This window comes from Tsukamurella sp. 1534, assembly GCF_000312385.1.
Lineage (GTDB): Bacteria > Actinomycetota > Actinomycetes > Mycobacteriales > Mycobacteriaceae > Tsukamurella.
In genome coordinates this window covers 43,745-69,544 of the sequence record NZ_HE997626.1, presented here as the reverse complement: position 1 = coordinate 69,544, position 25,800 = coordinate 43,745, and the positions used below count along the sequence as shown (strand labels likewise).

Here is a 25,800-nt window from a genome sequence, read left to right as displayed (position 1 = left end):
TCATGGCATCGAATACCGTAGGGCGCAAGGTCGCCTGGAGCGCGATCGACATCCTGGTGGTGTGCTACGCGCTGATCCCCGTGCTGTGGATCGTGTCGCTGTCGCTGAAGTCCCCGGCGACGGTGACGGACGGCGAGTTCATCCCGAAGGGCGTCACGTTCGACAACTACACCGCGATCTTCGAGGGCAACGGGTTCGTGCGGCCGTTGATCAACTCGATCGGCGTGGCGTTGATCTCGACGGTGATCGCGGTGATCATCGGCATGTTCGCCGCGTATGCGGTGGCGCGGTTGAACTTCCCGGGTAAGAAGCTGTTCATCGGGGCGGCGTTGATGATCGCGATGTTCCCGCAGATCTCGCTGATCACGCCGCTGTTCAACATCGAGCGGGCGGTGGGGCTGTTCGACACGTGGCCGGGCCTGATCCTGCCGAACGTCACCTTCGCCCTCCCGTTGTGCGTGTACACGCTGTCGGCGTTCTTCCGGGAGATCCCCTGGGAGCTGGAGAAGGCGGCCAAGATGGACGGCGCCACCCCGGCGCAGGCGTTCCGTCAGGTGATCGCGCCGCTGGCGGTGCCGGGCGTGGTCACCGCCGCGATCCTGGTGTTCATCGCGGCGTGGAACGACCTGTTGTTCGGCGTCTCGCTGACCGCGACCGAGGCGTCGATCACGGCGCCGGTGGCGATCGTGAACTTCACGGGCAGTTCGCAGTTCGAGGAGCCGACCGGTTCCATCGCCGCCGCCGCGGTCATCATCACCATTCCCATCATCATCTTCGTCCTGATCTTCCAGCGACGGATCGTGGCCGGCCTGACGTCCGGTGCGGTCAAGGGCTGACGTCGGAAAACACTTGAGGAGACATCATGGCTGACATCGTCCTGGACCATGTGCGCAAGACCTACCCCGACGGCTCGACCGCCGTCAGTGACATCAACATCGAGATCGCCGACGGCGAGTTCGTGATCCTCGTCGGCCCTTCGGGCTGCGGCAAGTCCACCACGCTGAACATGATCGCCGGCCTGGAGGACATCTCCGACGGTGAGCTGCGCATCGCGGGGGAGCGGGTCAACGAGAAGGCGCCCAAGGACCGCGACATCGCGATGGTGTTCCAGTCCTACGCGCTTTACCCGCACATGTCGGTGCGGGAGAACATCGCGTTCCCGCTCAAGCTCGCGAAGCTGAGCAAGGACGAGGTCAACGCGAAGGTGGAGGACGCCGCGCGCACCCTCGACCTGACCCAGCACCTCGACCGCAAGCCCTCGCAGCTCTCCGGCGGCCAGCGCCAGCGCGTGGCCATGGGCCGGGCGATCGTCCGCAGCCCCAAGGCGTTCCTCATGGACGAGCCGTTGTCGAACCTCGACGCCAAGCTGCGCGTGCAGATGCGCACCGAGGTCTCCCGGCTGCAGAAGCGCCTGGGCACCACCATGGTGTACGTGACCCACGACCAGACCGAGGCCATGACCCTCGGCGACCGCGTGGTGGTCCTCAAGAGTGGTGACGTGCAGCAGGTCGGGCCGCCGCAGGAGCTCTACGACCGCCCGTCGAACCTGTTCGTCGCCGGGTTCATCGGCTCGCCCGCGATGAACTTCGTCCCGGGGCGGCTGACGTCGGTGGGCATCGACACCGCGCTCGGCGAGATCCTGCTGCTCGACGCACCGAAACTGGCGCAGAAGGCGCAGGCGGCCGGGAACACCAACGGTGAAGTGATCGTGGGCATCCGCCCCGAGCACTTCGAGGACGCCAGGCTGCTCGATCCGAACCAGCGCGTCGGCGGCCTGACCTTCACGGCCAAGGTCGACGTGCTCGAGTCCATGGGCTCGGACAAGTTCATCCACTTCGGCGTGCAGGACAAGAACGCGGGCCGGGCCGACGTGCTCGCCGACCTCAACGCCGGGGGCGACGTGCCGCCGCCGGCGGGGGTCGACGAGATCGTCGCCCGTCTGTCGGCCGACTCCGGTGCCGCCCGCGGCGCCGAGGTCGATCTGTACTACGACCCGTCCAAGATCGCCGTTTTCGACGCGTCCAGCGGCACCAATCTCGCCTTGTGACTTCGGTGCGCGTTCTCGCTGTCAGTGACGAGGAGGTGCCGGCGCTCGCGTTGGCGTCGTCGACGCTGCAACCCGACCTGATCCTGGGTGCGGGCGACCTGCCGGGGCACTACCTCGAGTCGTTGGTGGACCGGTACGGCGTGCCGTGCGTGTTCGTGCCCGGCAACCACGATCCGGATCACGGCGGCTATCGACGGTCGCGCGCGGGCTACACCCGCGGCGGCCTGCCGTGCGAGCCGCCCGGGCCGCGAGGCGGTATCAACGCCGACGGGAGGGTCGTCACCGTGGCCGGCCTCACCGTGGCCGGGCTCGGAGGATCCATCCGGTACTGCGGTGGCCCGAACCAGTGGACGCAGGGGCAGGCGGCCCGTCGCTCCTGGTGGCTGCGGCTGCGCGCTCGCAAGCGTGCCGTGGACGTGGTTCTCACGCATTCGCCCGCGCAGGGCGTGGGCGACGGCGAAGACCCGCCGCACCGCGGGTTCGCCGCCCTCGGTGGCCTCATCGGCGCGCTGCGGCCGCAGGTGTTCGTCCACGGGCACGTGCACCCGTTCGGCCACCCGGGCGCCGACCGCACGATCGGTGAGGTGCCGGTGCTGAACACGGTGGGGTACAGCTATTTCGAGATCATCCCCGGGCAGCCCGGGGGCTTCGAGATCAGGGAGCGGCGACGTGGCGCGTGACACGGGGTTCCCCGACGCCGACGCCCGGACCGATTTCGAGCGGTCGCGGCGCCGAGCCAGCATCGCGAAGATCGCGGCCTGGGTGCGGCGCCAGCCCGACGACGTCAACGACGTCCTGCCCTACGACGAGGTCGTGGGCGCGGTGGGCGTGGTAACCGAGCGGAGCCTTGGCCTGCAGGTGATCCCGCTGGCGCAGATCGTCGGCAGCGTGGATCGCACCCGCGATTTCGACCGCCGGTTCCGCCCCCGTTCGCCCGCGATGCGCGCTCGCTGGCAGCGCCTGGCGGCCGCCCAACGCCGGGGTGAGGCGATGCCGCCGATCGAGGTGAAGAAGGTCGGCGACATGTACTTCGTGATCGACGGTCATCACCGCGTCTCGATCGCCTTCGCGCGGGGCTTCGACACCATCGACGCGTACGTCACCGAGGTGGTGACGCGAGTCGGCGCGGACGGGATCGCGGTCCGTTCGGACCTGCTGATGAAGGACCACCGTCGCCTGTTCCTGGAGCGGGTCCCGCTGGCCGGGGAGGCGCGCGACCGGATCCGGATGAACAACGCCTGGGCGTACTCCGAGCTCGCGGAATCGGTGGAGGCGTGGGGTTTCCGGCTGATCCAGGAGGCGGGGGAGTACCTCTCGCGGGAGCAGGTGACCCAGCGCTGGTACGACGACGAGTTCTCGCCCGTGGTCGAGATGGCGAGGGACGCCGGGATCATGGAGTCCTCCACCGACGCCGAGGTCTACATGTTCGTCGCCTGCGAACGGTACCGGCTGGTGCGCCGGCACGTGTGGAGCCCGGAGATCATCGACGAGGTGTCCGGGCGCACGCGCAAGCCCTGGCAGCCGGGGCAGTTCTTCTAGCCCGCGGCGTCCCCCTAGACTCCGAGGAATGGCCCTGGTCGACGACGTCCGCACGCACCTGAACGAGCACTACGGTGCCAGGGGGTTCGCCCCGCCCGCCTCCGCGTCGGTCACGTTCCTCGGGCTGGCGCCGATGACGGTGCAGCGCTGGGTCGGCGACGGGGCGGTGGCGTTCGCGAGCCTCGGCTGCTCGCAACACCCGATGACAGACCCGGACGCGCTGGTCACTGCCGAGGACGGCCCGCGCGCCGAGGTCGTCGTCGAGCTGCGGCCCGCGCCGAACGGCCCGGGGGCGGCGCTCGACGGGGTGCACCGCGCGGTCGCGATCCTCGCCGCATCACCCGCCGTCGAGGGGCTCGTCCTCGCGCCCGACGCTCTCGTCGACCTCGGCCAACCGCTCTGGGCGGGAGCGCCTTTCACCGCCGTGCTGCTCGGACCGTCGACGGTCCCGGACCTGCCGACCGGGGGCGAACCGGTGCGGTTCCTCCGGGCCGACCCGATCACCGCGAACGAGGCGGCCTGGGTGCGGCTCAAGGGCGCAGACGGGCTGCGGGAGGCCTGGGCCGAAGCGGGGATCGACCCCGCGGACCCGGGCCGCCCCGCAGCACGTGCGGTCTGAGCGGCGGAGTCCCGGTCAGCGCAACCAGGCGGTGGCGTTCCCGGGCAGGGTCCGCCCCTCGATCTCCGTGGAGGTCAGCAGGATCTCGCCGGCGGGCAACTCCACCGGATCGGTGCCGAAGTTGGTGATCGAACGCCAGCCGTTGGGGCGCTCGAACGCGAGCACCTCCGGCGATTCGTGCTCGAGCCAGGTCAGCGACTCGTCGGTCTCGACGTCGGCGCGCACGCGGAGCGCCGCCCGGTAGAGGTTGAGCGTCGACGTGGGATCGTCGTCCTCCGCGTCGACCGAGTATCCGCCGAACCACGACGGCTGCGGCAGGTGCGCCGAACCCGTGCCGAACCCGAACGACGGCCCGCTCGTGGCCCACGGGATGGGCACGCGGCAACCGTCGCGGCCGATCTCCTTGCCCTCGGTGCGGAAGAACGTGGGGTCCTGACGGTCCGCGGCGGGGATGTCGCCCACCTCGTGCAGGCCCAGCTCCTCGCCCTGGTACAGGTACGTCGAACCGGGGAGTGCGAGCATCAGCAGCGTCGCGGCCCGGGCGCGGAGCTCACCGGACTCGGTGTCCACGTCGTCGTGCGAGCCGCCCGCGAGCGTCCAGGGATCGGCGTGCTCGCCGTAGCCGCGGGGGAGGCCGTACCGGGTCGCGTGCCGCACCACGTCGTGGTTGGACAGCACCCAAGTGCTCGACGATCCCGTCTCGGCCGCCTGCCGCAGGTTGTCGTCGATGATCGCCTTGAACTCCTTGCCGTCGAACTCGGAGACGAGGAGGTCGAAGTTGAAGGCCTGTCCCAGCCCGTCGGGACTGGCGTACGCGGCCAGGCGGGACTTGTGCACCCAGGCCTCGGCGACGGCGGTGCGCGGCGGCTGGTACTCGTTGAACACCTTGCGCCAGGCGCGGTAGATCTCGTGTACGTCGTCGCGGTCCATGTAGGGATGGTTCGGGTACAGCTGCAGCTCCGTCGCGCCGACCTCGGCGTACGGGGCGAACGGCTCGCTGAGGTCCTTGCGGAGGTAGTGCGCCACATCGATGCGGAAGCCGTCGACGCCGCGGTCCGACCAGAAGCGCAGGGTGTGCTCGAAATCGGCGCGCACGTCGTCCCGCTCCCAGTTCAGGTCGGGCTGTTCCTTGGCGAACATGTGCAGGTACCACTGGCCGGGGGTGCCGTCGGGCTCGGTCACCCGGTGCCAGGCCGGGCCGCCGAAGTGCGAGAGCCAGTCGTTCGGCGGCTCCTCACCGTTCTCGCCCTTGCCCTCGAAGAAGTGGTAGCGGTCGCGCTCGTGCGAGCCGCGGCCGGCGGCGACGGCCGCCTGGAACCACTCGTGCTGATCCGAGGTGTGGTTGGGAACGATGTCGACGATCAGCTTGATGCCGGCGTCGTGCAACGCGGCGCTCATGGCGTCGAAGTCCTCGAGAGTGCCGAGGCGGGGGTCCACGTTCCGGTAGTCGGCCACGTCGTACCCGCCGTCCGCGAGCTCGGACGGGTAGAAGGGGCTCAGCCACACGGCGTCGATGCCGAGCTCGCGGAGGTAGGGCACCCGCGAGGTGATACCGGGCAGGTCGCCGATGCCGTCGCCGTTGGAATCGGCGAAGCTGCGCGGATAGATCTGGTACACCACCGCCTGGCGCCACCAGTCGGCCGTTCCGAGGTCCTTGAGAACCACGACTCTCCCTTCGAAGACTTCGTATCACCTGAATTGTCGACGCGCGTCGACAACGTTCCGCCCAGCGTAGCGGAAACGTAGGATCGGCCGCGAGCTTTTCTTTTCGCGCGGCGACCGAGGAGGTGCACGAGTGGCGACCATGGCGGATGTCGCGCGCCTTGCGGGGGTCTCCCGCAGCACCGTCTCGTACGTCCTCAGCGGCACGCGCTCCATCTCCGAGGAGACCCGGCGGCGGGTCCTCGTCGCGATGGAGGCCCTCGACTACGCGCCCAACGCGCTCGCCCAGGCGCTCGCGGGCCGGCGCACGGGACTGCTGGGGTTGCTCCTCACCACCGAATCGCTCGGGCAGGGCGTCGACACGGCGGGGTACCTCACCGCTGCCGCCGACGAGGCCCGCGCCCTCGGCTCGCACATGCTGCTCCTTCCCGGGCCCGCGGACGACGCGGACTCGGTGCGGGAGACCGCGCGCCAGGGCCTCGTGGACGGGTTCCTCGTCATGGAGGTGTACACCGCGGACGCCCGCGTGGACTACCTGCGCGAGGCGGGCGTGCCCTTCGTCCTCATCGGCCGCACGGACGACACGACGGGAACGGCGTTCTGTGACGCGGATTTCGACGCGGCAGCGGAGGAGGCCGTCGCGCACCTGACGGCGCTCGGGCACACCGATGTGGCGGTGCTCGTGCGCTCCGAGGGCGACGACGGAGCGCACCGGCCGGGCGTCGATGTGCGGTCGGCCGCGGCGATCGACGCCGCGGTCACCCGACACGGTGTCCGGGCGCGGGTCCTCCCCACCCCGGCGACCTTCGCCGCGGGATGGGACGCCTACGCGGGCCTCGCCGCCGAGCCGGTCACCGCCGTGGTCATCTGCAACGAGACCGCCGGCCTGGGGTTCGTCTCCGCCGCGACCGCGGCGGGTGTGCGTATCCCGCAGGACCTCTCGGTGCTGTCCCTGTTCGCCGGCACCGAGGCCGGCGACCTCACGCGCCCCCGGCTCACGAGCGTCGGGCCCGACCACTGGGCGATGGCGAGCCGCGCCGTCGGCTATCTCGTGCGCCGCGTGGCCGGGGAGTCCGCCGAGGACCTGCAGGACCTCAGCGAGCCGGTGTTCATCGACCGCGGCAGCACCGGCGCGCCGGCACGCTGACCCGCTGCGCGCCGGCGGGCGGCGCTACAGCCATTTGATCTTCCGGAACACCACGAACAGTGCGATACAGGCCGCAGCCATGATTCCCAGGACGACGAAATAGCCGTAGGTCCAATGCAACTCGGGCATGTTGTCGAAGTTCATCCCGTAGACCCCGGCGATCATCGTCGGCACCGCGACCAGCCCGATGATCGCCGACATCTTGCGCATGTCCTCGTTCTGCTGCATCCCGATCTTCGCGAGTGCCGCGTCGATGAGCGAGCTCAGCACGTCGTTGTACGTCTCCACGTGGTCCGAGACCATCGCCTGATGGTCGAGTACGTCGGAGAAGTAGCGCCGGATCTCACCGGGGATGATGTCGTCGAAATCGCACGTGAGGCGCTTGAGGGCATGGGAGAGCGGGTTGATGCCGCGACGCAGCTCCACCACGTCGCGCTTGAGCTGGTAGATCTCGTCGACCTTGGTACGGGATCCGGCGCGGAAGACCTCCTCCTCGACGTGGTCGATATCGTCCTCGAGCAGGTCGGAGACCGCGACGTAGGAGTCCACGACGTGGTCCGCCACCGCGTGCATCACCGCGGACGGGCCCAGCTTGAGCAGTCCGGGGCTTCCCTCCAGCGTGCGGCGCACCCGGCGCAGGCTGCCGTGCTCCCCGTGCCGCACCGTGATCACGTGGTCGGGCCCGACGAGCACCATCACCTCGCCCGTCTCGACGATGCGCGCCATGGGATCGGTGCGATCGTGGCCCACGTAGTTGACCGTCTTGAGGATGAGGAACAGCGTGTCGTCGAACCGGTCCACCTTGGGGCGGGTGTGCGTGACCAGGGTGTCCTCGACGGTCAGCGGGTGCAGTCCGAATACCCGCGCCACCTCGTCCATCTGATGCTGATCCGGATCCAGCAGGCCCACCCACACGTAACCCTCGCCGCGCCGCCGCACCTCCTCGATGGCCTCGACGTAGCCGAACCGGCCGGGTAGTCGCTCACCGTCGATGTAGACGCCGCAGTCGACCACGGCCCGCGCCACAGGCACGGGGACGCGCGGCACCACCGGCTCGCGGGTGTCTCGGCGGATCGCACCAGGCCGGGGCATGGACGGCATGGACGGCATGCTCGAAATAGTAGCGCCGGGAGGGGGCCCGCCGTGGCGCTGCGGCGGGTGCGTGCCCGGTTCGCCCGGCCCGGCGGGTAGAAAGAGTGGCGTGAGATCTCCCAAGCTCCGTGCGGCCGCGCTGGCGGTCGCCGCGGTCGCCGTCGCGAGTTGCACCGACGGCGGCGACGCCGCCGATCTCGGGCCCCGCGGGACCGAGGGGACGGTCACCGTCGGATCCTCCGACGATGCCGCCTCTCGCATCGAGGCCGTGATCTACGCGAACGCCCTCCGGATGGCCGGTGGACCGGTCGAGACGCGGCTCGGGCTCGGTCCCGGCGACGCCGCCGTCGTCGCCGTCGAGCGGGGTGACATCACGGTGGCGCCGGCCCTGACCGGTGCGTTGTGGGAGCGCTACCGCCCAGGCGTGACGCCACCGTCGTCGACCAAGACCGACGGTGCCGAGGGCAAGGACCAGTGGGACGAGCAGTTCGTGGCTGTCAGTGGCGTCCTGCCCGAGGGGCTCGGCCTCGGCGACCCGACGCTCGCGCTGGACCAGTCGATGCTCTTCGTCGCGAAGGCGGCGCCGCCCGCATCGCTCCAGGGCTGTGAGGGCCTCGCGGGACCCGTGGCGGTCCCGGCGGGATCGCCCACCGACGTCGCCGAACGGTACGGCTGTACGACGGGGCCGGTCACCGTCGTCGTGGACGACGCCTCGGCCGCCCGTGCCGTGTCCGACGGGCGCGCCGCGATCGCGCAGCTGCGCACCCTCTCGCCGGCGGCGCAGGAACTCTCGCAGGTCGCCGACCCCGACGGAGTCGTCCCCTCGCGGGCGGTGGTGCCGCTGATGCGCCGGGACGGCCTCACGGTGGCGCAGAGCAAGCGACTGTCCGCGGTCGCGGGCGCGCTGACCACCGTCGACCTCGCGGCGATGGTGGCGTCGGTGGAGGCGGGGGAGAAGTCGCCCGAGGAGGTCGCCGCCGACTGGTCGGCGGAGAACCCGCTCAACTGATCCGGAAGACGAACGGCCGCGGGCACTGCCCGCGGCCGTTCGTCGTACGGGGATTCAGAGGCGCTTGTTGAGCTGCGTGTCGATCAGCGCGTTGACGCGCTCGTAGGCGGAGCCGCCGAGGCGGACCAGCACGTCGATGACCTTGGCGTCGGCGCCCACCAGCACCCGGCCGCGGTTCTTCTTGACCCCGTTCAGGATCGTGCGGGCCGCGTCGTCGGCCTCGGTGCGGGCGAGGTACTTGTCGAACAGCTCCGCGGTGTGCGCGGCGTCCTTGTCCTCGGCGCCGGTGGCGTTGCGGGCGATGGCCGTCTTGATGCCGCCGGGGTGCACGCAGGTGACGCCCACCTCGGGATGGGTGGAGAGCATCTCGATGCGGAGCGCCTCGGTGAAGCCGCGCACGCCGAACTTCGCGGCGTTGTAGGCGCTCTGGCCGCCCACCGACAGCAGCCCGAACAGCGAGCTGGTGTTGACGATGTGCGCGTCGCCCGACGCGATGAGGTGCGGCAGGAACGCCTTGGTGCCGTTGACGACGCCCCAGAAGTCGATGTCCATGACCCGGTCGTAGTCCTTGAACGACGTGGTCTCGACGGGCTCGTGGTGCGCGATGCCGGCGTTGTTGAACAGCAGGTTGACGGTGCCGTAGTGCTCGACGACCTCGTCGGCGTAGGCCAGCAGCTGCTCGCGCTCGCCGACGTTGACCACCTTGCTGTGCACCTCGGCGCCGCGGGCGCGGGCGAGCTCGGCGGTCTCCTCGAGGCCCGCGGGATCGTAATCGCAGAGGGACAGCTTGGCGCCCTCGTCGGCGAGTTGGAGGGCCAGCTCGCGCCCCATGCCCGACGCCGCACCGGTGATCACGGCGACCTTGCCGCGGAAACTCTTCATAGTGGAAATCCTCACACTGTCCGGGCTTGACCTGCCCGGATGCGCCGACGCTCGGCGTCCTTACTCGACAGTAGGGTCGCGAAGCGGCATATGTCAACGACCTATTGAGTAGGATTCAGTAGGTGACCAGAAAGTCCGTCGTCGCCGCGGTGGGGCGTAAGCGCACCCGACTGAGCCCCGAGGCCCGGCGCCAGCAGTTCATCGAGCTCGGCCTGCAGAGCCTCAAGCACCAGGCCCTCGAACAGGTGTCCATCGAGGAGATCGCCAGCCAGGCCGGCGTCTCCGCCGGCCTCCTGTTCCACTACTTCGACTCGAAGCTCGACTTCCAGGTCGCGCTCGTCGAGGAGCAGGCCAGGATCGTGGGGGAGGTGGCCACCCCCGAACGCGACCCGGAGGACATCACCGAGGTGATGCCGATCCTCAGCGCCACACTCGGCACCTACGTCGATCACATCATGGAGCACCGGCAGTCGCTGCTGCCGATGCTGGCCGGCGTCAGCTGGTCCGAGCCGAGGATCCGCACCGCCGTGAAGACCGTGCGGGAGCAGATCGTGAACCACTTCGTCCAGCAGGCCGAGGCGATCGGTATCGACCGCTCCCCGCGTTTCGTCCTCGCCGTGCACGGCTGGATCGCGGTCGTCGAGGAGACCCTGGTGCAGTGGCTGGATCAGAACGCCGGGTTCTCCGGCATGACGCGCGACGAGGTCGTCGACCACCTCGCCGGGATGTTCATGGGCATGGCGGGGGCCGTCGGGCTGGAGATCCCCGCCGGGGAGGGCGCCGCCGCCGAGGCGTGACGGGAGCGTGACGCGCCCCGTCGCGCGACGGAAAGGGCCGGCCTCCCCGCAGGGGAGACCGGCCCTTCTCGTGGACTCAGCGGATCAGGCGAAGGCCTCGTCGATGATCTGGGCCTGCTCGACCGCGTGCACCTTCGACGAACCCGAGCACGGGGCCGACATGGCGCGGCGCGAGACGCGCTTGATGCCGACCAGGCGGCTGTCCAGCTCCGGCAGGGCCAGGCCGAACGTGGGCCACGCGCCCTGGTTCGCCGGCTCCTCCTGGACCCAGCGGACGTCGGTCGCGTTGGGGTACTTGTCCAGCGTGGCGGGCAGGCGCCGCGAGGGGAGCGGGTACAGCTGCTCCATGCGGACGACCGCCACGTCGGTGCGGTTGTCCTTCTTCCGCCGCGCCTCCAGCTCGTAGTAGAGCTTGCCGGACACCAGCAGCAGCTGGGTGACCGCGTTGCGGTCGCCGCCGTCGACCTCGAACGCCGGATCGTCGATCACCGAACGGAACTTGCCCGTGGTGAAGTCCTCCAGAGGACTGACCGCGACCTTGTTGCGCAGCATCGACTTCGGCGTGAACACCACGAGCGGGCGGGTGATGCTGTCCATCGCGTGGCGGCGCAGCAGGTGGAAGTACGACGCGGGCGTGGACGGCATCGCGACCGTCATCGACCCCTCGGCGCACAGCTGCAGGAAGCGCTCGATGCGGCCCGACGTGTGGTCGGGGCCCTGGCCCTCGTGACCGTGCGGCAGCAGCAGCGTCACATCGGACTTCTGGCCCCACTTGGCCTCGCCCGAGCTGATGAACTCGTCGATGATCGACTGGGCGCCGTTGACGAAGTCGCCGAACTGCGCCTCCCAGCACACCAGCGCGCGCGGATCGCCCACGGAGTAGCCGTACTCGAAGCCCAGCCCCGCGAACTCGGTCAGCGCCGAGTCGTAGACCATGAACCGGCCCTCCGACGGGCCCCCGTCGGGACCCAGGTGGTCGAGCGGGGTGTACTCCGCCCCGGACTGCCGGTCGATGAGCACCGCGTGCCGCTGCGTGAAGGTGCCGCGGCGGCTGTCCTGGCCGGCGAGGCGCACGTTACGGCCGTCCTCGAGCAGGGTGCCGAACGCGAGCAGCTCGGCGAACGACCAGTCGACGCCGCCCTCGCGGGACATCTCGAAGCGGCGCTTGACCACGGGGGCCACGCGCGGGTGCACGGTGAAGCCCTCGGGCACGTTGGCGTACGCGTCGCCGATCCGCTGCAGGCGCTCCACGGGGACCGCGGTGGAGAGCGAGCTCAGCGGCTGGTCCTCGATGATCGACGGGGCGGGCTCGGCCTGGAACTTCTCGAGCTCCTTGACCTCGTTGAAGACCCGCTCCAGCTGGCCCTGGTAATCGCGCAGGGCGTCCTCCGCCTCCTTGGTGGAGATGTCGCCACGACCGATCAGGGCCTCGGTGTAGGACTTGCGGACGCCGCGCTTGGTGTCGATCACGTCGTACATGCTCGGCTGCGTCATCGAGGGGTCGTCGCCCTCGTTGTGGCCGCGGCGGCGGTAGCAGACGAGGTCGATGACGACGTCCTTGCCGAACCGCTCGCGGAAGTCGACGGCCAGCTTGGCCACCCACACGGAGGCCTCGGGGTCGTCGCCGTTGACGTGGAAGATCGGCGCGCCGATCATCTTCGCGACGTCCGTGCAGTACTGCGAGCTGCGCGAGTGCTCGGGCGAGGTGGTGAAGCCCACCTGGTTGTTCACCACGATGTGCACCGTGCCGCCGTTGGAGAAGCCCTTGAGCCCGGCCATGTTCAGCGTCTCCGCGACCACGCCCTGGCCCGCGAAGGCCGCGTCGCCGTGCAGCATGAGCGGCATGACGGGGTGCTTGCCCTCCGGCGGATCCAGCAGGTCCTGCTTGGCGTGGACGATGCCCTCCAGCACCGGATCCACCGCCTCGAGGTGCGACGGGTTCGCGACGAGCGAGACCGTGATCTCGTTCTCGCCGAACATCTGGTAGTACTTGCCCTCCGCGCCGAGGTGGTACTTCACGTCGCCCGAGCCGTGCGCCTGCGCCGGGTTCAGGTTGCCCTCGAACTCGGTGAAGATCTTGCTGTAGGGCTTGCCCACGATGTTGGCGAGCACGTTGAGCCGGCCGCGGTGCGGCATGCCGATGACGACCTCGTCGAGCTGGTGCTCCGCCGCCTGATCGAGAACGGCGTCCATCATCGGGATGACCGACTCCGCGCCCTCCAGCGAGAAGCGCTTCTGGCCCACGTACTTCGTCTGCAGGAAGGTCTCGAACGCCTCGGCGGCGTTGAGCTTGCTCAGGATGTACTTCTGCTCGGCGACGTTGGGCTTGATGTCCTTCGTCTCCACGCGCTCCTGCAGCCACTTCTGCTGCTCGGGCTCGAGGATGTGCGCGTACTCGATGCCCACGTGGCGGCAGTACGCGTCGCGCAGCACGGAGAGCACCTTGCGGAGCTTGAGCCGCTCCGAGCCGTGGAAGCCGCCGACGTTGAACGTGCGGTCGAGGTCCCACAGGGTGAGCTCGTAGGTGAGCACGTTGAGGTCGGGGTGCGACTCGAGCTTGTCGTTGTTGAAGCGCAGCGGGTCCACGTCGGCCATCAGGTGGCCGCGGGCGCGGTAGGCGGCGATGAGCTCGAGGACGCGGGCGTCCTTGTCGATGCCGTGGGCGGGGATGTCCCGGCGCCAGCGGATCGGCTCGTAGGGCACGTGCATCGTGCGGAAGATCTCGTCCCAGAACTCGTCGCTCAGGGTGAGCTCGTGCACGAAGCGCAGGAAGTCGCCGGACTCGGCGCCCTGGATGATGCGGTGATCGTAGGTGGAGGTCAGCGTCGTGAGCTTGCCGACGCCCAGCTCTGCGATCTTCTCCTCGCTGGCGCCCTGGAACTCGGCCGGGTACTCCATCGCGCCGACGCCGATGATGGCGCCCTGGCCCACCATGAGGCGGGGCACGGAGTGGACGGTGCCGATGCCGCCGGGGTTGGTCAGCGAGATGGTGACGCCGGCGAAGTCCTCCGCCGTGAGCTTCCCGGTGCGGGCGCGGCGCACGATGTCCTCGTAGGCGTCGACGAACTGCCCGAAGTCCATGGTCTCGGTGTTCTTGACCGCCGCGACCACGAGGCTGCGGCTGCCGTTCTTGCCGACCAGGTCGATGGCGATGCCGAGGTTGATGTGCGGCGGGGTCACCGCGTTCGGCTTGCCGTCGACCTCGGCGAAGTGCCGGTTCATGTTCGGGAACGCCTTGACGCCCTGCACCAGCGCATACCCGAGGATGTGGGTGAAGCTGATCTTGCCGCCGCGGTTGCGGGCGAGGTGGTTGTTGATGACCACGCGGTTGTCGAACATGACCTTGACCGGCATCGAGCGCACCGACGTCGCGGTCGGCACCTCACGGCTGGCGTTCATGTTCTTGACGACGGCGTTCGCGGCGCCGCGGAGCACGGTGCGCTCCTCCTCGGTGGGGAACTCCGAGGCCTTCGGCGCCTTGGGGGCCGGGGCGGGCTTCGCGGGCGACGACGGTGCCGGCGTGACGGGCGCGGCCGGGGCCGGGGTCAGCGTGGCGTCGGCGGCCTTGGCGGCCGTCTTCGCGGCGGACTTGTCAGCGGGCTTCGACGCGGGAGCGGCGGCAGCGGGCTGCTGCGGTGCCGCGGGGGCGGGCTGCTGCGGTGCCGCCGAGGCGGCCTGCTGCGGCGCGGCGCCGTTGCCGGACGCCTCTCCGGGCGTGTACTTCGAGAGGAATTCGTGCCAGCTCGGGTCGACCGAATTCGGGTCGGCCTTGAACCGCTCGTACATCTCCTCGACCAGCCACTCGTTTTGGCCGAAATCCGATACAGAACTGCTGCTCACGGCAGGTCCTCGCCTCGATTCATCATCGTCGTCTCATGCGTGTACCGCACTGGATCGCAGGCGGCACTGTCTGCGTCGTCCAGGGTAGTCCACCGTGGATTCCGCGCGACGCGTTACTCCGGTAACGCGGTTCCGGTCACATCCGAGGCGGAACCGTCGACCACCCGCAGGTTCGGCGAGGGCCAGGCGGTGGGGATCGGGCCGAACGCTTCGCGCGCGTTCTTGATGACCCCCTTGCCCAGGACGCGGTTGCCGCCGGCGCCGACGAAGGCGCCGATGCCGGCGGGCAGCAGCTTGCCCATCACCAGGGGCGCCTTCTTGAGCAGGAAGCGCTTGGTGAACATGTTCATGAGCTGCTTGTTCAGTTTGCCCAGGCCGGGGATGCCGGTCGGGTTCTTCTTCAGGTTGAGCAGGGTGGCGTTCTTCGCGCCGACGGTGGCGCGGAGCGCGCCCAGGCCGGCATCGCCCAGCACGGCGGTGAGGACGAGTGCCTTGCGCAGCTCCTGTTCGTCGATGGGGATGCCGTAGACCTCGGCGACCGACAGCGCGTACAGCGCCGACGCCTCCATGAAGACGACGGTCTCGGCGCCGACGGCACCGAACGCCGCGATGGTGCCCACGCCGGGGACCGCGGCGGTGGCGCCCGCCGCGGCGCCGGTGCCTGTGACCGCCAGCAGGTACCGCTTCTCCAGCTTCTCGACGATCTGCGCGGGTGTGGCGTCGGGATCGTCCTCGCGCAGCCCGGCGACGTACTTCGCGACGGCGGGCGCCTGCAGGCGCGACGTGCGGTCGATGACGTTGCCCAGAACGCCGCCGCCGTTGTAGCCGGCGGGCAGGTTGGGCTCGATGGGGGCGGGCTGGTTCGCCATGGTGACCTCCAGGGGTGAGCGGGCCCGTGTGGGCTCGTCCTTCTTCCCCTTGTTACCACCAGCGGCCGACATTCATTCCTCATCGGTGGACGCCGCGGCCGAACCGCGGCGTAGGGTCGCTGCCGTGCCGAACATCGACGAGCAGCCGTACACCCTGGTCATCCCGACACGGTGGAAGGACAACGACGTATACGGGCACGTCAACAACGTCGAGTACTACAGCTTCTTCGACACGGTGATCAACACGTACCTGATCCGCGAGGGCGGGCTCGACATCCACCGCGGTGCGACCATCGGCCTGTGTGTGGAATCTCACTGCCGCTACGACGCCCCGCTGGCCTTCCCGGAGTCGGTCACCGCGGGCCTCGCGGTGACCAGGCTGGGAACGTCGAGCGTCCGGTACGAGGTCACGCTGTTCGACGGTGCCGGCTCCCCGGCGGCCGCGGGCTGGTTCGTCCACGTCTTCGTCGACCGGGAGACGCGACGGCCCACCGGCGTCCCCGACGGATTGCGCGAGGCGCTCGGGAAGCTGGTCGTCACCCCTTCCGCGTAGTGTCCGCGCCATGGCCTTCCTGACACCCCTGCGCCCCGTGACCCTCGCGGGGCACCTGGTGACCCTCGAGCCGCTGTCGCACGATCATCACGACGGCCTGCTGGAGGCGCTGAACGACGGACGTCTGTGGGACCGCTGGTACACCTCCGTCCCGGCACCGTCGGGCCTGCGCGGCGAGATCGACCGCCGGCTGGGCCTGCAGGAGAAGGGGGAGATGATCCCGTTCACCGCGATCGACGCGCGGGGCTCGGTGCTGGGGATGACCACCTACTACGACATCGACCCGGCTGTGCCGCGGATGGAGATCGGGTTCACCTGGAACCGCGCCTCCGCGCACGGCACCGGCACCAACGCGGAGTCCAAGCTGCTGCTCCTCGAGCACGCCTTCGACACGCTCGGCTGCGAGTGCATCGGCCTCCGCACGCAGTGGGTGAACACGCAGTCGCGGGACGCGATCGCCCGGCTGGGCGCCAAACAGGACGGGGTGCTGCGCAGCTACCGCCGCTACCGCAACGGCGCGCTGCAGGACGCCGTCCTGTTCTCGATCCTCCGCCACGAGTGGCCGGCGGTGCGCGCGCACCTGCGGCACCGCCTGCGCCACCGGCACGAGGCGTACGCGGTGACCCCGGAGTAGCCGTGCCCCGTCCGCTCGCCGCCGCGCACGGACTCTGGCGCCCCGGACTCGGCCTCACCCTCTGGTTCACCGATGAGGCGGGCGAACCGACGGCCGAGCCCGACCCCGCCGCGCTGCCCGCCCCGATCGCCGAGCTGCTCGGCGATCGTCGCCCCCGGCGGTCCGCGTCGCTGACGGGCCCGTCGGGCCGGATGGTGGTCCCCGCGGTGACGCTGGGGCCCGCGCGGGCCGCCGCGCTCCTCGACGGGCTCGCCCCGGGCGACGGCGCCGGCGATCTCCGGTACCTGCGCTGGGTGGCGAAATCGGTCGAGCGGTTCGTGGCGGCCGGGGCCGTCGCCCCGGCCCTGCGCACCGACGACGGTGACGCCCTCGTGCGGTGGGCGCCCATCGAATCCGTGCAGTGGCGCACGTGGACCCAGTCGGCCGCCGCGGCCATGCCACCGGTGCTGCGCCGGTCCGGCGAGCTCGCGGCGATCCTGGACATGGCCTCCGAGCTCACCGACCGCTACGCGCGGCAGCGGCTCGGCGACGGGCCGTGGGCGTGGGTGGCCGCACCGTCGCTGCGCTCGCTCGTCACGGGGGAACCCCTGTCCGACACGGCGGTCCCCGATGCCGGGGCGCCCGCCGCGTGGACGGAATGGTCCGGCAGCGTGCGGTCGGCGGAGACGCTGCTGGTGCTGCGGCTCATCGAGCCCGACGGTAAGCGGCCGGGCGAGTTCCAGGCCGCCGGCGCACCGTCGGACGCGCCCTGGCGGCTCGAAGTGTGCCGGCGGGTTCCCGGCGGCGCCCCGCAGCGGGCCGAGCCCGCGCGGATGAGCCCGGTGGACCTGGACGACCTGGCGGGCGAGCTGGCCCGGGCGCTCGCGGTGTACCCGCCGCTCAAGCGGGTGCGCCAGGACGAGGCGTCGCTGGACTTCCTGCTCACCACCGCGGAAGCGGAGGCGCTGTTCCTCGAGGGCGCGCCGGGGCTCACCAAGGCCGGATACGAGGTGCTGCTGCCCGCGTCGATCGCCACCGTCCGCCCGGCGCTGCGGCTGACCGGCCGGGAGCAGCCGGGGCGCACGGCGCTCACCGTGCAGGCGGGGCTCGCGGAGATCAAGGACTTCGCGTGGCAACTGGCCGTCGGCGACGCGGTGCTCACGGCGAGCGAGCTGGCGGGGCTGGCGAATTCGGTGTCCGGGCTCGTGGAGATCCGCGGGCGGTGGGTTCGTGCGGACCGCCGCACCCTCGCGCAGGCCGCGCGGTTCGTGGCCGAACAGGGCGCCGAGGGGGAGGAGAAGGACCTCGGGGAGCTGTTGGGGCTCATCGCCGATCCCGCCGCGTTACCGGCGCCGCTGGCGGCGGTCGACGGCCTCGGCTGGCTCGACTCGGTGTACCGCGGCGGCACCATCGCGCCCGCCGAGGTGGATGCGCCGGCGACTCTCAAGGCCGAGTTGCGCCCGTATCAGCTGCGCGGCCTGCAATGGCTGGTCACGTTGTGGCGCAGCGGTATCGGCGCGGTCCTCGCCGACGACATGGGGCTCGGGAAGACGATCCAAGTGCTGGCGCTGCTGTGTCACGAGCGGCAGGAGGCAGGCGGAACCCCCGTCGCCGCGACCCTCCTGGTGTGTCCCATGTCGGTCGTGGGCAACTGGGCGGCGGAGGCGCGGCGCTTCGCCCCGGACCTGCGGATCCTGGTGCACCACGGGGCCGATCGAGCCTCCGGTGTCGCGTTCGCGGAGGAGGCGGCGAAGGCCGATCTCGTGGTCACAACCTTCGCGCTCGCGGCCCGGGACCGGGAGATGCTCGCCGGATTCCGGTGGGGGCGGGTGGTGGTGGACGAGGCGCAACACGTCAAGAACGTCAACACGGCCGCCGCGAAGGCCCTGCGTGCGATCCCCGCGCCGCACCGGGTCGCGCTCACCGGCACGCCCGTGGAGAACCGCCTCGAGGACCTGAGGGCTGCGATCGACCTGGTCAACCCGGGGCTGCTCGGATCCGCGCGCACCTTCCGCAACCGGTTCGCGCTGCCGATCGAGCGGGAGCGGGATCCGGCGGCGGTGCGCCGGCTCAGCACTCTCACTTCCCCGTTCATCCTGAGGCGGGAGAAGACCGACCCGAACGTCGCGCCCGAGCTGCCCGAGAAGTCGGAGTTCATCGTGCGCGCGTCTCTGACGAGCGAGCAGGCGGCGCTCTACCAGGCGGTGCTGAACCGGATGGTCGAGGAGCTCCGCGAGACCCGGGGGATGGGGCGGCGCGGGCTCGTGCTCGCATCGCTCACCCGGCTCAAGCAGGTGTGCAACCATCCCGCGCACTACCTGGGCGACGGTACGCCGCTGCTGCGTCGCGGACAGCACCGGTCGGGCAAGGTGGAACTGCTCGCGGATGTCCTGGAAACCGTTGCCGCGGAAGGGGAGCGAGCACTCGTCTTCACCCAGTACGCGGAGTTCGCGAGGATGCTGCAGCCGTGGCTCTCGGGCCTGCTCGGGGCCGAGGTCCCGGTACTCGACGGGGCGGTCTCCCGCGCAGATCGGGATGCGATGGTCGAGCGCTTCCAATCGGGCGCGGGTGCCCCCGCGCTCGTGGCGACGGTGCAGTCCGGCGGCACCGGGCTCAACCTCACCGCGGCGAATCACGTGGTGCACGTGGACCGCTGGTGGAATCCGGCGGTGGAGAACCAGGCCACCGACCGGGCGTTCCGGATCGGGCAGACCCGGGCGGTGCAGGTGCGCAAGTTCGTGTGCGCGGGCACCCTCGAGGAGCGGATCGACGGGGTGATCGCGGCCAAGCGGGAGCTCTCGGACATGACCGTGAAGGTCGGGGAGTCCTGGCTGACGGAGCTCAACAACGACGAGCTGTACGAGCTGATCGCGCTGCGCGAGGACGCGGTGATGTGATGGGGGCGAGGCGATATGGCGCGTAAGGCGAGGGACACCGCGCGGCCCATGGGTGGAAGTTGGTTCAGCCGGCGCCTCATCCAGCAGCGCGAGGAGGTGACGGAACGGCGCAAGGTGCAGTACGCCCGGCGGCTCTATCAGGAGCACCAGGTGTATTCGCTCGCGGTGGTGCCCGCCTCGGTCACGGCCACCGTGCAGGGCAGCCAGCTGGACCCGTTCGCGGTGTCTCTGTCCTGCGTGCCGGGGGATCCGGCGGCCGTCGTCTCGCTGCTGCTGGCGCAGGGTGCGGCCGCGGAGCTGCTCGCCGTGACCCGCGGCGAGCTGGGGCGCGCGCTGGGTGAGCTGGTGCTGCCCGAGAGCGCCTCGGACGTCGTCGTCGAGTGTGCGTGCCCGGACGATTCCGGGGCGTGCGTGCACGCGCTCGCGGTGACGTACGAGTTCTGCGCCGCCGCGGATACGGACCCGTCGCTGGTCCTGGACTTCGCGGGCGTGGCGCTGGCCGGATTGTTGGCGCGGGTCACCGCCGCCGATCGCGGGGAGGGCGGTGCCGCGCGAACGGCGGGCCCCGGTCGCGGTGCGGTGAATCGGGCGGTGGAGCGCGAGGGCGGGGAGTGGGACGCGGGTCCGGCGGCGTTCTACGGCGACGGCATCGCACTGCCGGCCCTGCCCGAGCCGGAGCCGGTCGATCCGATGACGCTGCTGGACCCGTCGCTGCTGCGGGCGGCGCTCCGCCGGACGGGAACGAAGGCCGCCGATGTGGCCGAGGCCCAGGACGAACTGGCCGAGCTGTACGAACGGCTCCGCGAGCCGCGCCGCTGACGGAACTTGTCGGTCCCGGTCACTACCCTGGGGTGGACCGATCGAGAAGGGGGTGACATGCGTTTCCTGCACACTGCGGACTGGCAGCTGGGTATGACCCGTCATTTCCTGGATGCGGACGCGCAGGCTCGCTTCACCGACGCCCGGCTGGACGCGATCACGCGTCTCGGCGCGGTCGCGCGGGAGCGGGAGGCCGAGTTCGTCGTGGTCTGCGGCGACGTCTTCGAGGACAACCGCCTGGCGCCCGCGGTGATCGCGCGCAGCCTCGATCGCATCGCCGCGATCGGCCGCCCCGTCTATCTGCTGCCCGGCAACCACGACCCCCTGGACGCGTCGTCGATCTACACCTCCGAGGTGTTCGCGCGGCATCGCCCCGAGAACGTCGTCGTGCTCGCCGAGCCGGGCGTGCACGAGGTGCTGCCGGGCGTGGAGATCCTCGCCGCGCCGTGGTTCTCCAAGCATCCGACCGGCGATCCCCTCACGGAGGCCGCGGCGGCCGCGCCGGCGCCCGCGGACGGCGTCGTCCGGATCGCCGTCGGGCACGGCGGCACCCTGCCCGTCGGCGCGCAGGACCAGCGCCTCATCGACGTGACCGCCCTGTCGGACCGGATCGCCGCGGGGTCGCTGCGCTACGTCGCCCTGGGGGACCGGCACTCGGTCACCGAAGTCGCGCCCGGAATCTGGTACTCCGGCGCTCCGGAGGTCACCAACTTCGATCACAAGGAGACGGCGTCCGGGTCCGTCCTCGTCGTCGACGTCGAGGGCGACGGTCCGCCCCGCGTCGAGCCCGTCCGGGTGGGCACGTGGGCGTTCGCCGCGCGCGAGTTCCCCCTCTCGGCGGATCGCGACGTCACGGCCGCGATCGACGCGTTGTCCGCCCTCCCGGACAAGGACCGCACGGTGGTCAAGGTCGGGTTCGCGGGCACCGTCGGGCTGGGCGAGAAGACGCGCCTGGACGCCGAACTGGAGGCGCTCCGAGCGCGATTCGCGTCACTCGAGATCTGGGAGCGGAAAACGGATCTCGCGGTGCTGCCCGGCGAGGCCGAACTGGAGTCGTTGGAGCTCACCGGCCCGGCCTCGGACGCGGCGCAGGAACTCCTGGGTGTGGCCCGGAGCGGCGGGGAGCGCGCCGCGGACGCCTCGGGCGCCCTGGCGCTGCTCTACCGGCTCACCCGCCAGGAGGTGGGCGCATGAGGCTGCACCGGCTGGCGGTCCGCGATTTCCGCGGCGTGGAGTCCCGGGAGATCGCGTTCGCCGACACCGGCGTCACACTGCTGCACGGCCCCAACGAGGCGGGCAAGTCGTCCATGGTCGAGGCCCTGCAGTTGCTGCTCGACGTGAAGGCCACGTCGAAGTCTCAGCGCGTGGAGGCGGTCTGCCCCGCGCACCGCGACGCGGGCCCGTACGTGGAGGCCGAGCTCACCGTGGGGCCGTACCGGTTCGTCTACGGCAAGCAGTACCACCGCCGCCCGGGGACCACGCTCACGGTGCTCGAGCCCGTGCCGCAGCAGCTCACCGGCGGCAGCGCCGAGGCCTGGGTCGCGGAACAGATGGCCACGCACGTGGATGGCGACCTGCTCTCCGCGCTCACCGTGCTGCAGGGGCCCGGGCCGGGCCAGCCGTCGCTCCGGGACAGCGCGGCCTTCGCCAAGGCGCTCGACGCGGCGTCCGGAGGCGCAGGTGAGGACGAGCCGGGAGCGGAGCGCCTGGCAGAGGCCGTCGCCGCCGAGCGGGCCCGCTACTTCACCCCCACCGGCCGCCCCACGGGCGAGCTTTCCGCTGCGCGGGCCCGGGAGGCGCGCGCCCGGGAGGCGCTCGACGCCGCGGCGGCCGCGCTCAGCGAGGTGGACGACGTCGTGGAGCTGCATGCCGCCGCGTCGTCGCGGCTCGGCGGGATCGTGGAAAGCCGGGGCGCGGCCGCCGCGGCCTTCGAGGAGGTGTCTGCGGAGAAGGAGCAGGTCGCTCGCCTGCAGGCGGCCCTCGCCCACGCGCGGTCGGCGCTCGAATCCGCGGAGCTGCGCGAGCGGCATGCGGGCGAGGAGGCGAACCGGCGGCGGCGCCTCGTGGCGCAGCAGGCGCAGTCGGTCGAGCGGGTGCGCGCCGTACGCGCCGCCCGGGACAAGGCGATCGCGGACCGGGAGACCCTCTCCGCGGAGGCCTCGTGGCTGGAGACCACCGCGCTCGAGCTGCAGGCCGTGGCCGCGGACCGGCGGGAGCGCAAGGCGCAGGCCCAGTACGCCGTCGACTACGCCCGCGAGGCGGTCACGTACCAGAAGATCCGTGGCCGGATCGAGCAAGCGGAACTGCTCGCGAAGGACGTGGAGGATGCGCGGAACCGGCTCGCCCGCAATCCGATCGACCGCCGCACGATGCAGACGATCGTCGCGGCGGAACAGCGGATGCAGCGTGCGGAGGCCCGGTTCTCGGCGCTCGCGGCCACCCTGCGACTGGAGCGGCTGGGCTTCTCCGACGTGCTGGTGGACGGCCAGAACATCGGCGAGGAGCCGGTGGACGTGGTGGCCGGGAACGGCATGGTGATCGACGTGCCCGGTGCCGTCCGGATCGAGGTGTTGCAGCGCGGGGAGAGTGCGGACGCGGCCGCCGAGGTGCGGCAGGCCTCCGCCGCGATGGTCGCTGCGTGCCGGGACGCCGGCGCAGCGGATCCCGAGTCGGCCCGTGAGATGCACGAGCAGCGGGAGGCCGCGGAGGTCGAGCTGCAGGAGGCGCGGATCGCGCTGGCGCATGCGCTCGGCGATTCCACGCCGGAACAACTCAAGGTGCTCGCGGAGGAGTCGGCGCAGCGGATCGTCGAGCTGGAGGAGGCCGTCGATCCCGATCTCCTCGCGGCGGACACCGAGGCGGCCAAGCGCAATCTCCTCGACGCCACGCACGCGGAGGTCACCTCGCGCGAAGAGGAGAAGCAGGCCCGGGCGCAGCTCGCCGCGAAGCACCGCGAACTGCAGGCCGTGATGACGGACGCGCAGGTGGCGGCGGATCGACTGCAGCACTTCGACAGCGCGTCGGCGGAGCTGACCGCGGAGCTCGCGGAGGCCCGCGAGCGCGCCGACGACGACGCGCTCGGCTCGGCGGCCGACGCCGCCGTCTCCGACCGCGCGGCGGCGGCCGCGGCGTTGGCGGAGCAGGAGCAGGCGGCGCAGGCGGCCGACGTGGCCGGGTTCGCGGGGCGGTTCTCCGCGGCGCGTGATGCGGCGGAGCGGGCCCGCGCGGCGGAATCGGCTGCACGGGAGGCGCTGGCGCAGTTGGAGGGCAAGCTCGCCCTGTTCCAGGCGGACGGCCGCCGGGACCGGCTCGACGCCGCGGAGAGCGAACACGTGCACGCCGCCCGCTCGCTGGCCTCGGTGGAGGAGCGCGCCAGGGCCGCGTCCCTGCTGCACGACACGCTGACCGCGCACCGGGACGCGCGCCGGGCCAGGGTGCAGGCGCCGTACCAGCGCGCGCTGGAGGAACTGGGGCGCACGGTGTTCGGCGATCCGCTCACCATCACGGTGGGTGACGACCTCACGATCGCGTCGCGCACCGTCGACGGGGTGACCGTGCCGTTCGAGTCGCTCTCCGGCGGCGCGCAGGAGCAGCTGGGGGTGCTCAGCAGGCTGGCGTGCGCGCGGCTGGTGGACGGCGCCGACGGCGCCCCGGTGATCTTCGACGACGCCCTCGGGCACAGCGATCCCACGCGGCTGGGCGCGATGGCCGACGCTCTGGTCGCCGCGGGCGAGTCCGCGCAGGTGATCGTGTTCAGCTGCGTGCCGGGAAGGTTCGACGCGCTCCGAGGCCGGGACGGTGTGTCCGAGGTGTCCCTCGCCTGATCAGACCTGTTCGCGCAGTTGGAACTTGAGCACCTTCCCGGCGGGGTTGCGGGGGAGCGCGTCGACCACGTGCAGGGCGAGGGGCAGCTTGTACGGAGCCAGGGAGTCCCTCGCGAACTCGCGCGCCTCCTCGAGCGTCAGGGAGGCGCCGGGTTTGAGCGCCACGATCGCCGTCACCGCCTCGCCCCACTTCTCGTCCGGCGTGCCGATGATCGCGACCTCGGCGACAGAGGGATGCCGGTAGAGAACGGATTCCACCTCGGCGGGGTACACGTTCTCGCCGCCGGAGATCACCATGTCCTTGACGCGGTCGACAACGGTGACGAATCCGTCGGCGTCCTGTTCGCCCACGTCACCGGTGTGGAACCAGCCGTCGTCGTCGATCGCCGCTGCGGTGGCGGCCTCGTTGCGCCAGTATCCGGGTGTCACCTGCGGGCCGCGCACCGAGACCTCGCCGCGCTCCCCGTCGGGGACGGGCGCACCGTCGGGTCCGAGGAGCGCGACCTCCGAGAGGGGGAGGATGTGGTGGCCGGCGGCGCCGACCTTGCGGGCGGTGTCGTCGACGCCCATGACCAGGGCCAGTGGGGCGGTCTCGGTGAGGCCGTAGCCCTGGCAGAACGGGATGCTCCGGCCGTTGTACAGGGTGATCAGCGATTCGGGGACCGGGGCGCCGCCGCAGGTGAACTGGCGGACCGAGCTGAGGTCCGCGGTCTCGAAAGCGGGTACCTGGCTCATGAAAAGGAACATCGCCGGTACACCGAACATCGTTGTGACGCGGTGCTTCTCGATGAGCTCGAGGGCGGCGGTGGGGTCGAAGGCCGGCAGGATCACCAGCTCGCCGCCCTTCTGCAGAGTGATCAGGGTGGTCACATTGAGGCCGCCGATGTGGAACAGGGGCGCGGCCACGAGGCTGACATCGGTGGACAGGGTGTCGAGGCTGAGGAGGGCGTTCATGTTGTTCCAGAACATGTTTCCGTGCGTGAGCATCGCGCCCTTGGGTCGGCCCGTGGTGCCGGAGGTGTACATGATGAGGGCCAGATCGTCCTCGCCGGGCGCTTGCGGATCGCTGATCGGCTCGGTCGCGCTCAGGGCGTCGTCCAGGCGTTCCCAGCCGTCGACCGGTGTGAGGGCGATCGCGCGGCGCAGGCCCGAGGACTCCCGGACCGGCTCGACGACCGCGGCGCGGTCGGCGTCCGCGACCAGCGTGTGCACGCCGGCGTCGGTGAGGATGTATTCGAGCTCGGCGGAGGTGAGGCGGAAGTTGAGCGGCACGAACACCGCGCCCGCGCGGGAGGCCGCGAACATCGTGGTGAGGAAGTCGGGGTGGTTGAAGCCGACGTATCCCACCCGGTCGCCGGTCTGCACGCCGCCCGCGACCAGCACGGCAGCGAGCCTGTCCACACGATCGGCGAACTCCGCGTAGGTCCAGGTGGAGTCGCCGTAGGTGACGGCGCGACGCTGGGCGCTGATCGCGGCGCGGCGCGCGATCCAGGAGCCGAGGTCGACCGGGGGACGTCCGGGCATGGGTGCCTCCTTGCGGGGTCGGGGCGATGTGGCACCGATCTTGACGTGCGTCGCCTCTGTTTGCGCG

20 protein-coding genes are annotated in these 25,800 nt (G+C 71.0%); 14 read left to right on the top strand and 6 right to left on the bottom strand.

From position 1 onward, the window contains the following. Positions 1-2: 2 nt before the first annotated feature. From BN39_RS00310 to BN39_RS00290, 5 genes are read left to right on the top strand one after another with little or no spacing between them, the layout of a single operon-like run. Positions 3-836 carry a carbohydrate ABC transporter permease gene (locus BN39_RS00310; protein ID WP_019200342.1) on the top strand — a complete coding sequence of 278 codons (834 nt, stop codon included), beginning with the start codon at positions 3-5 and terminating at the stop codon, positions 834-836. 26 nt (positions 837-862) lie between these two features. Beyond that, on the top strand, positions 863-2,047 hold the full coding sequence (locus tag BN39_RS00305; protein ID WP_019200341.1) for an ABC transporter ATP-binding protein: 1,185 nt from the start codon (positions 863-865) through the stop codon (positions 2,045-2,047). Between the two features lie 5 nt (positions 2,048-2,052). Next, positions 2,053-2,727 carry a metallophosphoesterase gene (locus tag BN39_RS00300; RefSeq protein ID WP_040766255.1) on the top strand — a complete coding sequence of 225 codons (675 nt, stop codon included), beginning with the start codon at positions 2,053-2,055 and terminating at the stop codon, positions 2,725-2,727. Beyond that, positions 2,717-3,586 (top strand): ParB N-terminal domain-containing protein, encoded by an 870-nt coding sequence (locus BN39_RS00295; protein WP_019200339.1) that lies wholly within the window; start codon positions 2,717-2,719, stop codon positions 3,584-3,586. The genes BN39_RS00300 and BN39_RS00295 overlap by 11 nt, the downstream gene beginning before the upstream one ends. Before the next feature lie 28 nt (positions 3,587-3,614). Then, on the top strand, positions 3,615-4,205 hold the full coding sequence (locus tag BN39_RS00290) for a suppressor of fused domain protein (RefSeq protein WP_019200338.1): 591 nt from the start codon (positions 3,615-3,617) through the stop codon (positions 4,203-4,205). 15 nt (positions 4,206-4,220) lie between these two features. On the opposite strand, the gene BN39_RS00285 is transcribed toward BN39_RS00290, so the two are convergent. Next, positions 4,221-5,870, bottom strand: a complete 1,650-nt coding sequence (locus BN39_RS00285) for a glycoside hydrolase family 13 protein (protein ID WP_019200337.1) — start codon at positions 5,868-5,870, stop codon at positions 4,221-4,223. 139 nt (positions 5,871-6,009) lie between these two features. Between BN39_RS00285 and BN39_RS00280 the strand changes: the two genes are divergently transcribed. Continuing rightward, entirely contained in the window at positions 6,010-7,014 is a 1,005-nt protein-coding gene (locus BN39_RS00280) for a LacI family DNA-binding transcriptional regulator (protein ID WP_040766253.1), read from the top strand. A gap of 24 nt (positions 7,015-7,038) precedes the next feature. On the opposite strand, the gene corA is transcribed toward BN39_RS00280, so the two are convergent. Further along, positions 7,039-8,124: a magnesium/cobalt transporter CorA gene (gene corA / locus BN39_RS00275; RefSeq protein ID WP_040765690.1), complete on the bottom strand. Its 1,086-nt coding sequence runs from the start codon at positions 8,122-8,124 to the stop codon at positions 7,039-7,041. A 91-nt stretch (positions 8,125-8,215) separates the two neighbouring features. Here corA and BN39_RS00270 point away from each other — a divergent pair, with 91 nt between their 5' ends. Beyond that, positions 8,216-9,115, top strand: a complete 900-nt coding sequence (locus tag BN39_RS00270) for a glycine betaine ABC transporter substrate-binding protein (protein WP_019200334.1) — start codon at positions 8,216-8,218, stop codon at positions 9,113-9,115. 54 nt (positions 9,116-9,169) lie between these two features. Here BN39_RS00270 and BN39_RS00265 read toward each other — a convergent pair whose 3' ends face one another. Beyond that, positions 9,170-9,997, bottom strand: a complete 828-nt coding sequence (locus tag BN39_RS00265) for an SDR family oxidoreductase (RefSeq protein WP_019200333.1) — start codon at positions 9,995-9,997, stop codon at positions 9,170-9,172. 122 nt (positions 9,998-10,119) lie between these two features. Here BN39_RS00265 and BN39_RS00260 point away from each other — a divergent pair, with 122 nt between their 5' ends. Beyond that, on the top strand, positions 10,120-10,794 hold the full coding sequence (locus tag BN39_RS00260; RefSeq protein ID WP_019200332.1) for a TetR/AcrR family transcriptional regulator: 675 nt from the start codon (positions 10,120-10,122) through the stop codon (positions 10,792-10,794). An 84-nt stretch (positions 10,795-10,878) separates the two neighbouring features. Here the strand turns inward: BN39_RS00260 and BN39_RS00255 are convergent, their stop codons facing one another. Both BN39_RS00255 and BN39_RS00250 read right to left on the bottom strand, forming a co-directional pair. Beyond that, positions 10,879-14,634 carry a multifunctional oxoglutarate decarboxylase/oxoglutarate dehydrogenase thiamine pyrophosphate-binding subunit/dihydrolipoyllysine-residue succinyltransferase subunit gene (locus BN39_RS00255; RefSeq protein WP_040765687.1) on the bottom strand — a complete coding sequence of 1,252 codons (3,756 nt, stop codon included), beginning with the start codon at positions 14,632-14,634 and terminating at the stop codon, positions 10,879-10,881. 113 nt (positions 14,635-14,747) lie between these two features. Next, positions 14,748-15,503 (bottom strand): hypothetical protein, encoded by a 756-nt coding sequence (locus BN39_RS00250; RefSeq protein ID WP_019200330.1) that lies wholly within the window; start codon positions 15,501-15,503, stop codon positions 14,748-14,750. Positions 15,504-15,627: 124 nt separating this feature from the next. Here BN39_RS00250 and BN39_RS00245 point away from each other — a divergent pair, with 124 nt between their 5' ends. Genes BN39_RS00245 through BN39_RS21945 form a run of 6 tightly spaced genes read left to right on the top strand, consistent with a single transcriptional unit; the run spans position 15,628 to position 24,209 of the window. Then, positions 15,628-16,056: a thioesterase family protein gene (locus BN39_RS00245; protein ID WP_019200329.1), complete on the top strand. Its 429-nt coding sequence runs from the start codon at positions 15,628-15,630 to the stop codon at positions 16,054-16,056. 10 nt (positions 16,057-16,066) lie between these two features. Then, a complete protein-coding gene (locus tag BN39_RS00240; protein WP_019200328.1) occupies positions 16,067-16,690 on the top strand; it encodes a GNAT family N-acetyltransferase in 624 nt (207 codons plus the stop codon). 2 nt (positions 16,691-16,692) lie between these two features. Next, positions 16,693-19,566 (top strand): DEAD/DEAH box helicase, encoded by a 2,874-nt coding sequence (locus BN39_RS00235; protein WP_019200327.1) that lies wholly within the window; start codon positions 16,693-16,695, stop codon positions 19,564-19,566. A gap of 48 nt (positions 19,567-19,614) precedes the next feature. Continuing rightward, the gene (locus BN39_RS00230) at positions 19,615-20,385 is read left to right on the top strand and encodes a hypothetical protein (RefSeq protein WP_019200326.1); all 771 of its coding nucleotides are present in this window, start codon (positions 19,615-19,617) and stop codon (positions 20,383-20,385) included. 57 nt (positions 20,386-20,442) lie between these two features. Further along, positions 20,443-21,579, top strand: coding sequence for an exonuclease SbcCD subunit D (locus BN39_RS00225; RefSeq protein WP_019200325.1), 1,137 nt, complete (start codon positions 20,443-20,445; stop codon positions 21,577-21,579). Next, positions 21,576-24,209, top strand: coding sequence for an AAA family ATPase (locus tag BN39_RS21945; RefSeq protein WP_019200324.1), 2,634 nt, complete (start codon positions 21,576-21,578; stop codon positions 24,207-24,209). The genes BN39_RS00225 and BN39_RS21945 overlap by 4 nt, the downstream gene beginning before the upstream one ends. Here the strand turns inward: BN39_RS21945 and BN39_RS00215 are convergent, their stop codons facing one another. Beyond that, positions 24,210-25,733: a long-chain fatty acid--CoA ligase gene (locus BN39_RS00215; RefSeq protein ID WP_019200323.1), complete on the bottom strand. Its 1,524-nt coding sequence runs from the start codon at positions 25,731-25,733 to the stop codon at positions 24,210-24,212. Positions 25,734-25,800 lie beyond the last annotated feature (67 nt).

What these genes read in the sequence shown, in the direction of transcription:
- BN39_RS00310 (WP_019200342.1), top strand. Translation starts at nt 3, where the DNA reads ATGGCATCGAATACCGTAGGGCGCAAGGTCGCCTGGAGCGCGATCGAC.
- BN39_RS00305 (WP_019200341.1), top strand. Translation starts at nt 863, where the DNA reads ATGGCTGACATCGTCCTGGACCATGTGCGCAAGACCTACCCCGACGGC.
- BN39_RS00290 (WP_019200338.1), top strand. Translation starts at nt 3,615, where the DNA reads ATGGCCCTGGTCGACGACGTCCGCACGCACCTGAACGAGCACTACGGT.
- BN39_RS00280 (WP_040766253.1), top strand. Translation starts at nt 6,010, where the DNA reads ATGGCGGATGTCGCGCGCCTTGCGGGGGTCTCCCGCAGCACCGTCTCG.
- corA (WP_040765690.1), bottom strand. Translation starts at nt 8,124, where the DNA reads ATGCCGTCCATGCCGTCCATGCCCCGGCCTGGTGCGATCCGCCGAGAC.
- BN39_RS00265 (WP_019200333.1), bottom strand. Translation starts at nt 9,997, where the DNA reads ATGAAGAGTTTCCGCGGCAAGGTCGCCGTGATCACCGGTGCGGCGTCG.
- BN39_RS00250 (WP_019200330.1), bottom strand. Translation starts at nt 15,503, where the DNA reads ATGGCGAACCAGCCCGCCCCCATCGAGCCCAACCTGCCCGCCGGCTAC.
- BN39_RS00240 (WP_019200328.1), top strand. Translation starts at nt 16,067, where the DNA reads ATGGCCTTCCTGACACCCCTGCGCCCCGTGACCCTCGCGGGGCACCTG.
- BN39_RS00230 (WP_019200326.1), top strand. Translation starts at nt 19,615, where the DNA reads ATGGGTGGAAGTTGGTTCAGCCGGCGCCTCATCCAGCAGCGCGAGGAG.
- BN39_RS00225 (WP_019200325.1), top strand. Translation starts at nt 20,443, where the DNA reads ATGCGTTTCCTGCACACTGCGGACTGGCAGCTGGGTATGACCCGTCAT.
- BN39_RS21945 (WP_019200324.1), top strand. Translation starts at nt 21,576, where the DNA reads ATGAGGCTGCACCGGCTGGCGGTCCGCGATTTCCGCGGCGTGGAGTCC.
- BN39_RS00215 (WP_019200323.1), bottom strand. Translation starts at nt 25,733, where the DNA reads ATGCCCGGACGTCCCCCGGTCGACCTCGGCTCCTGGATCGCGCGCCGC.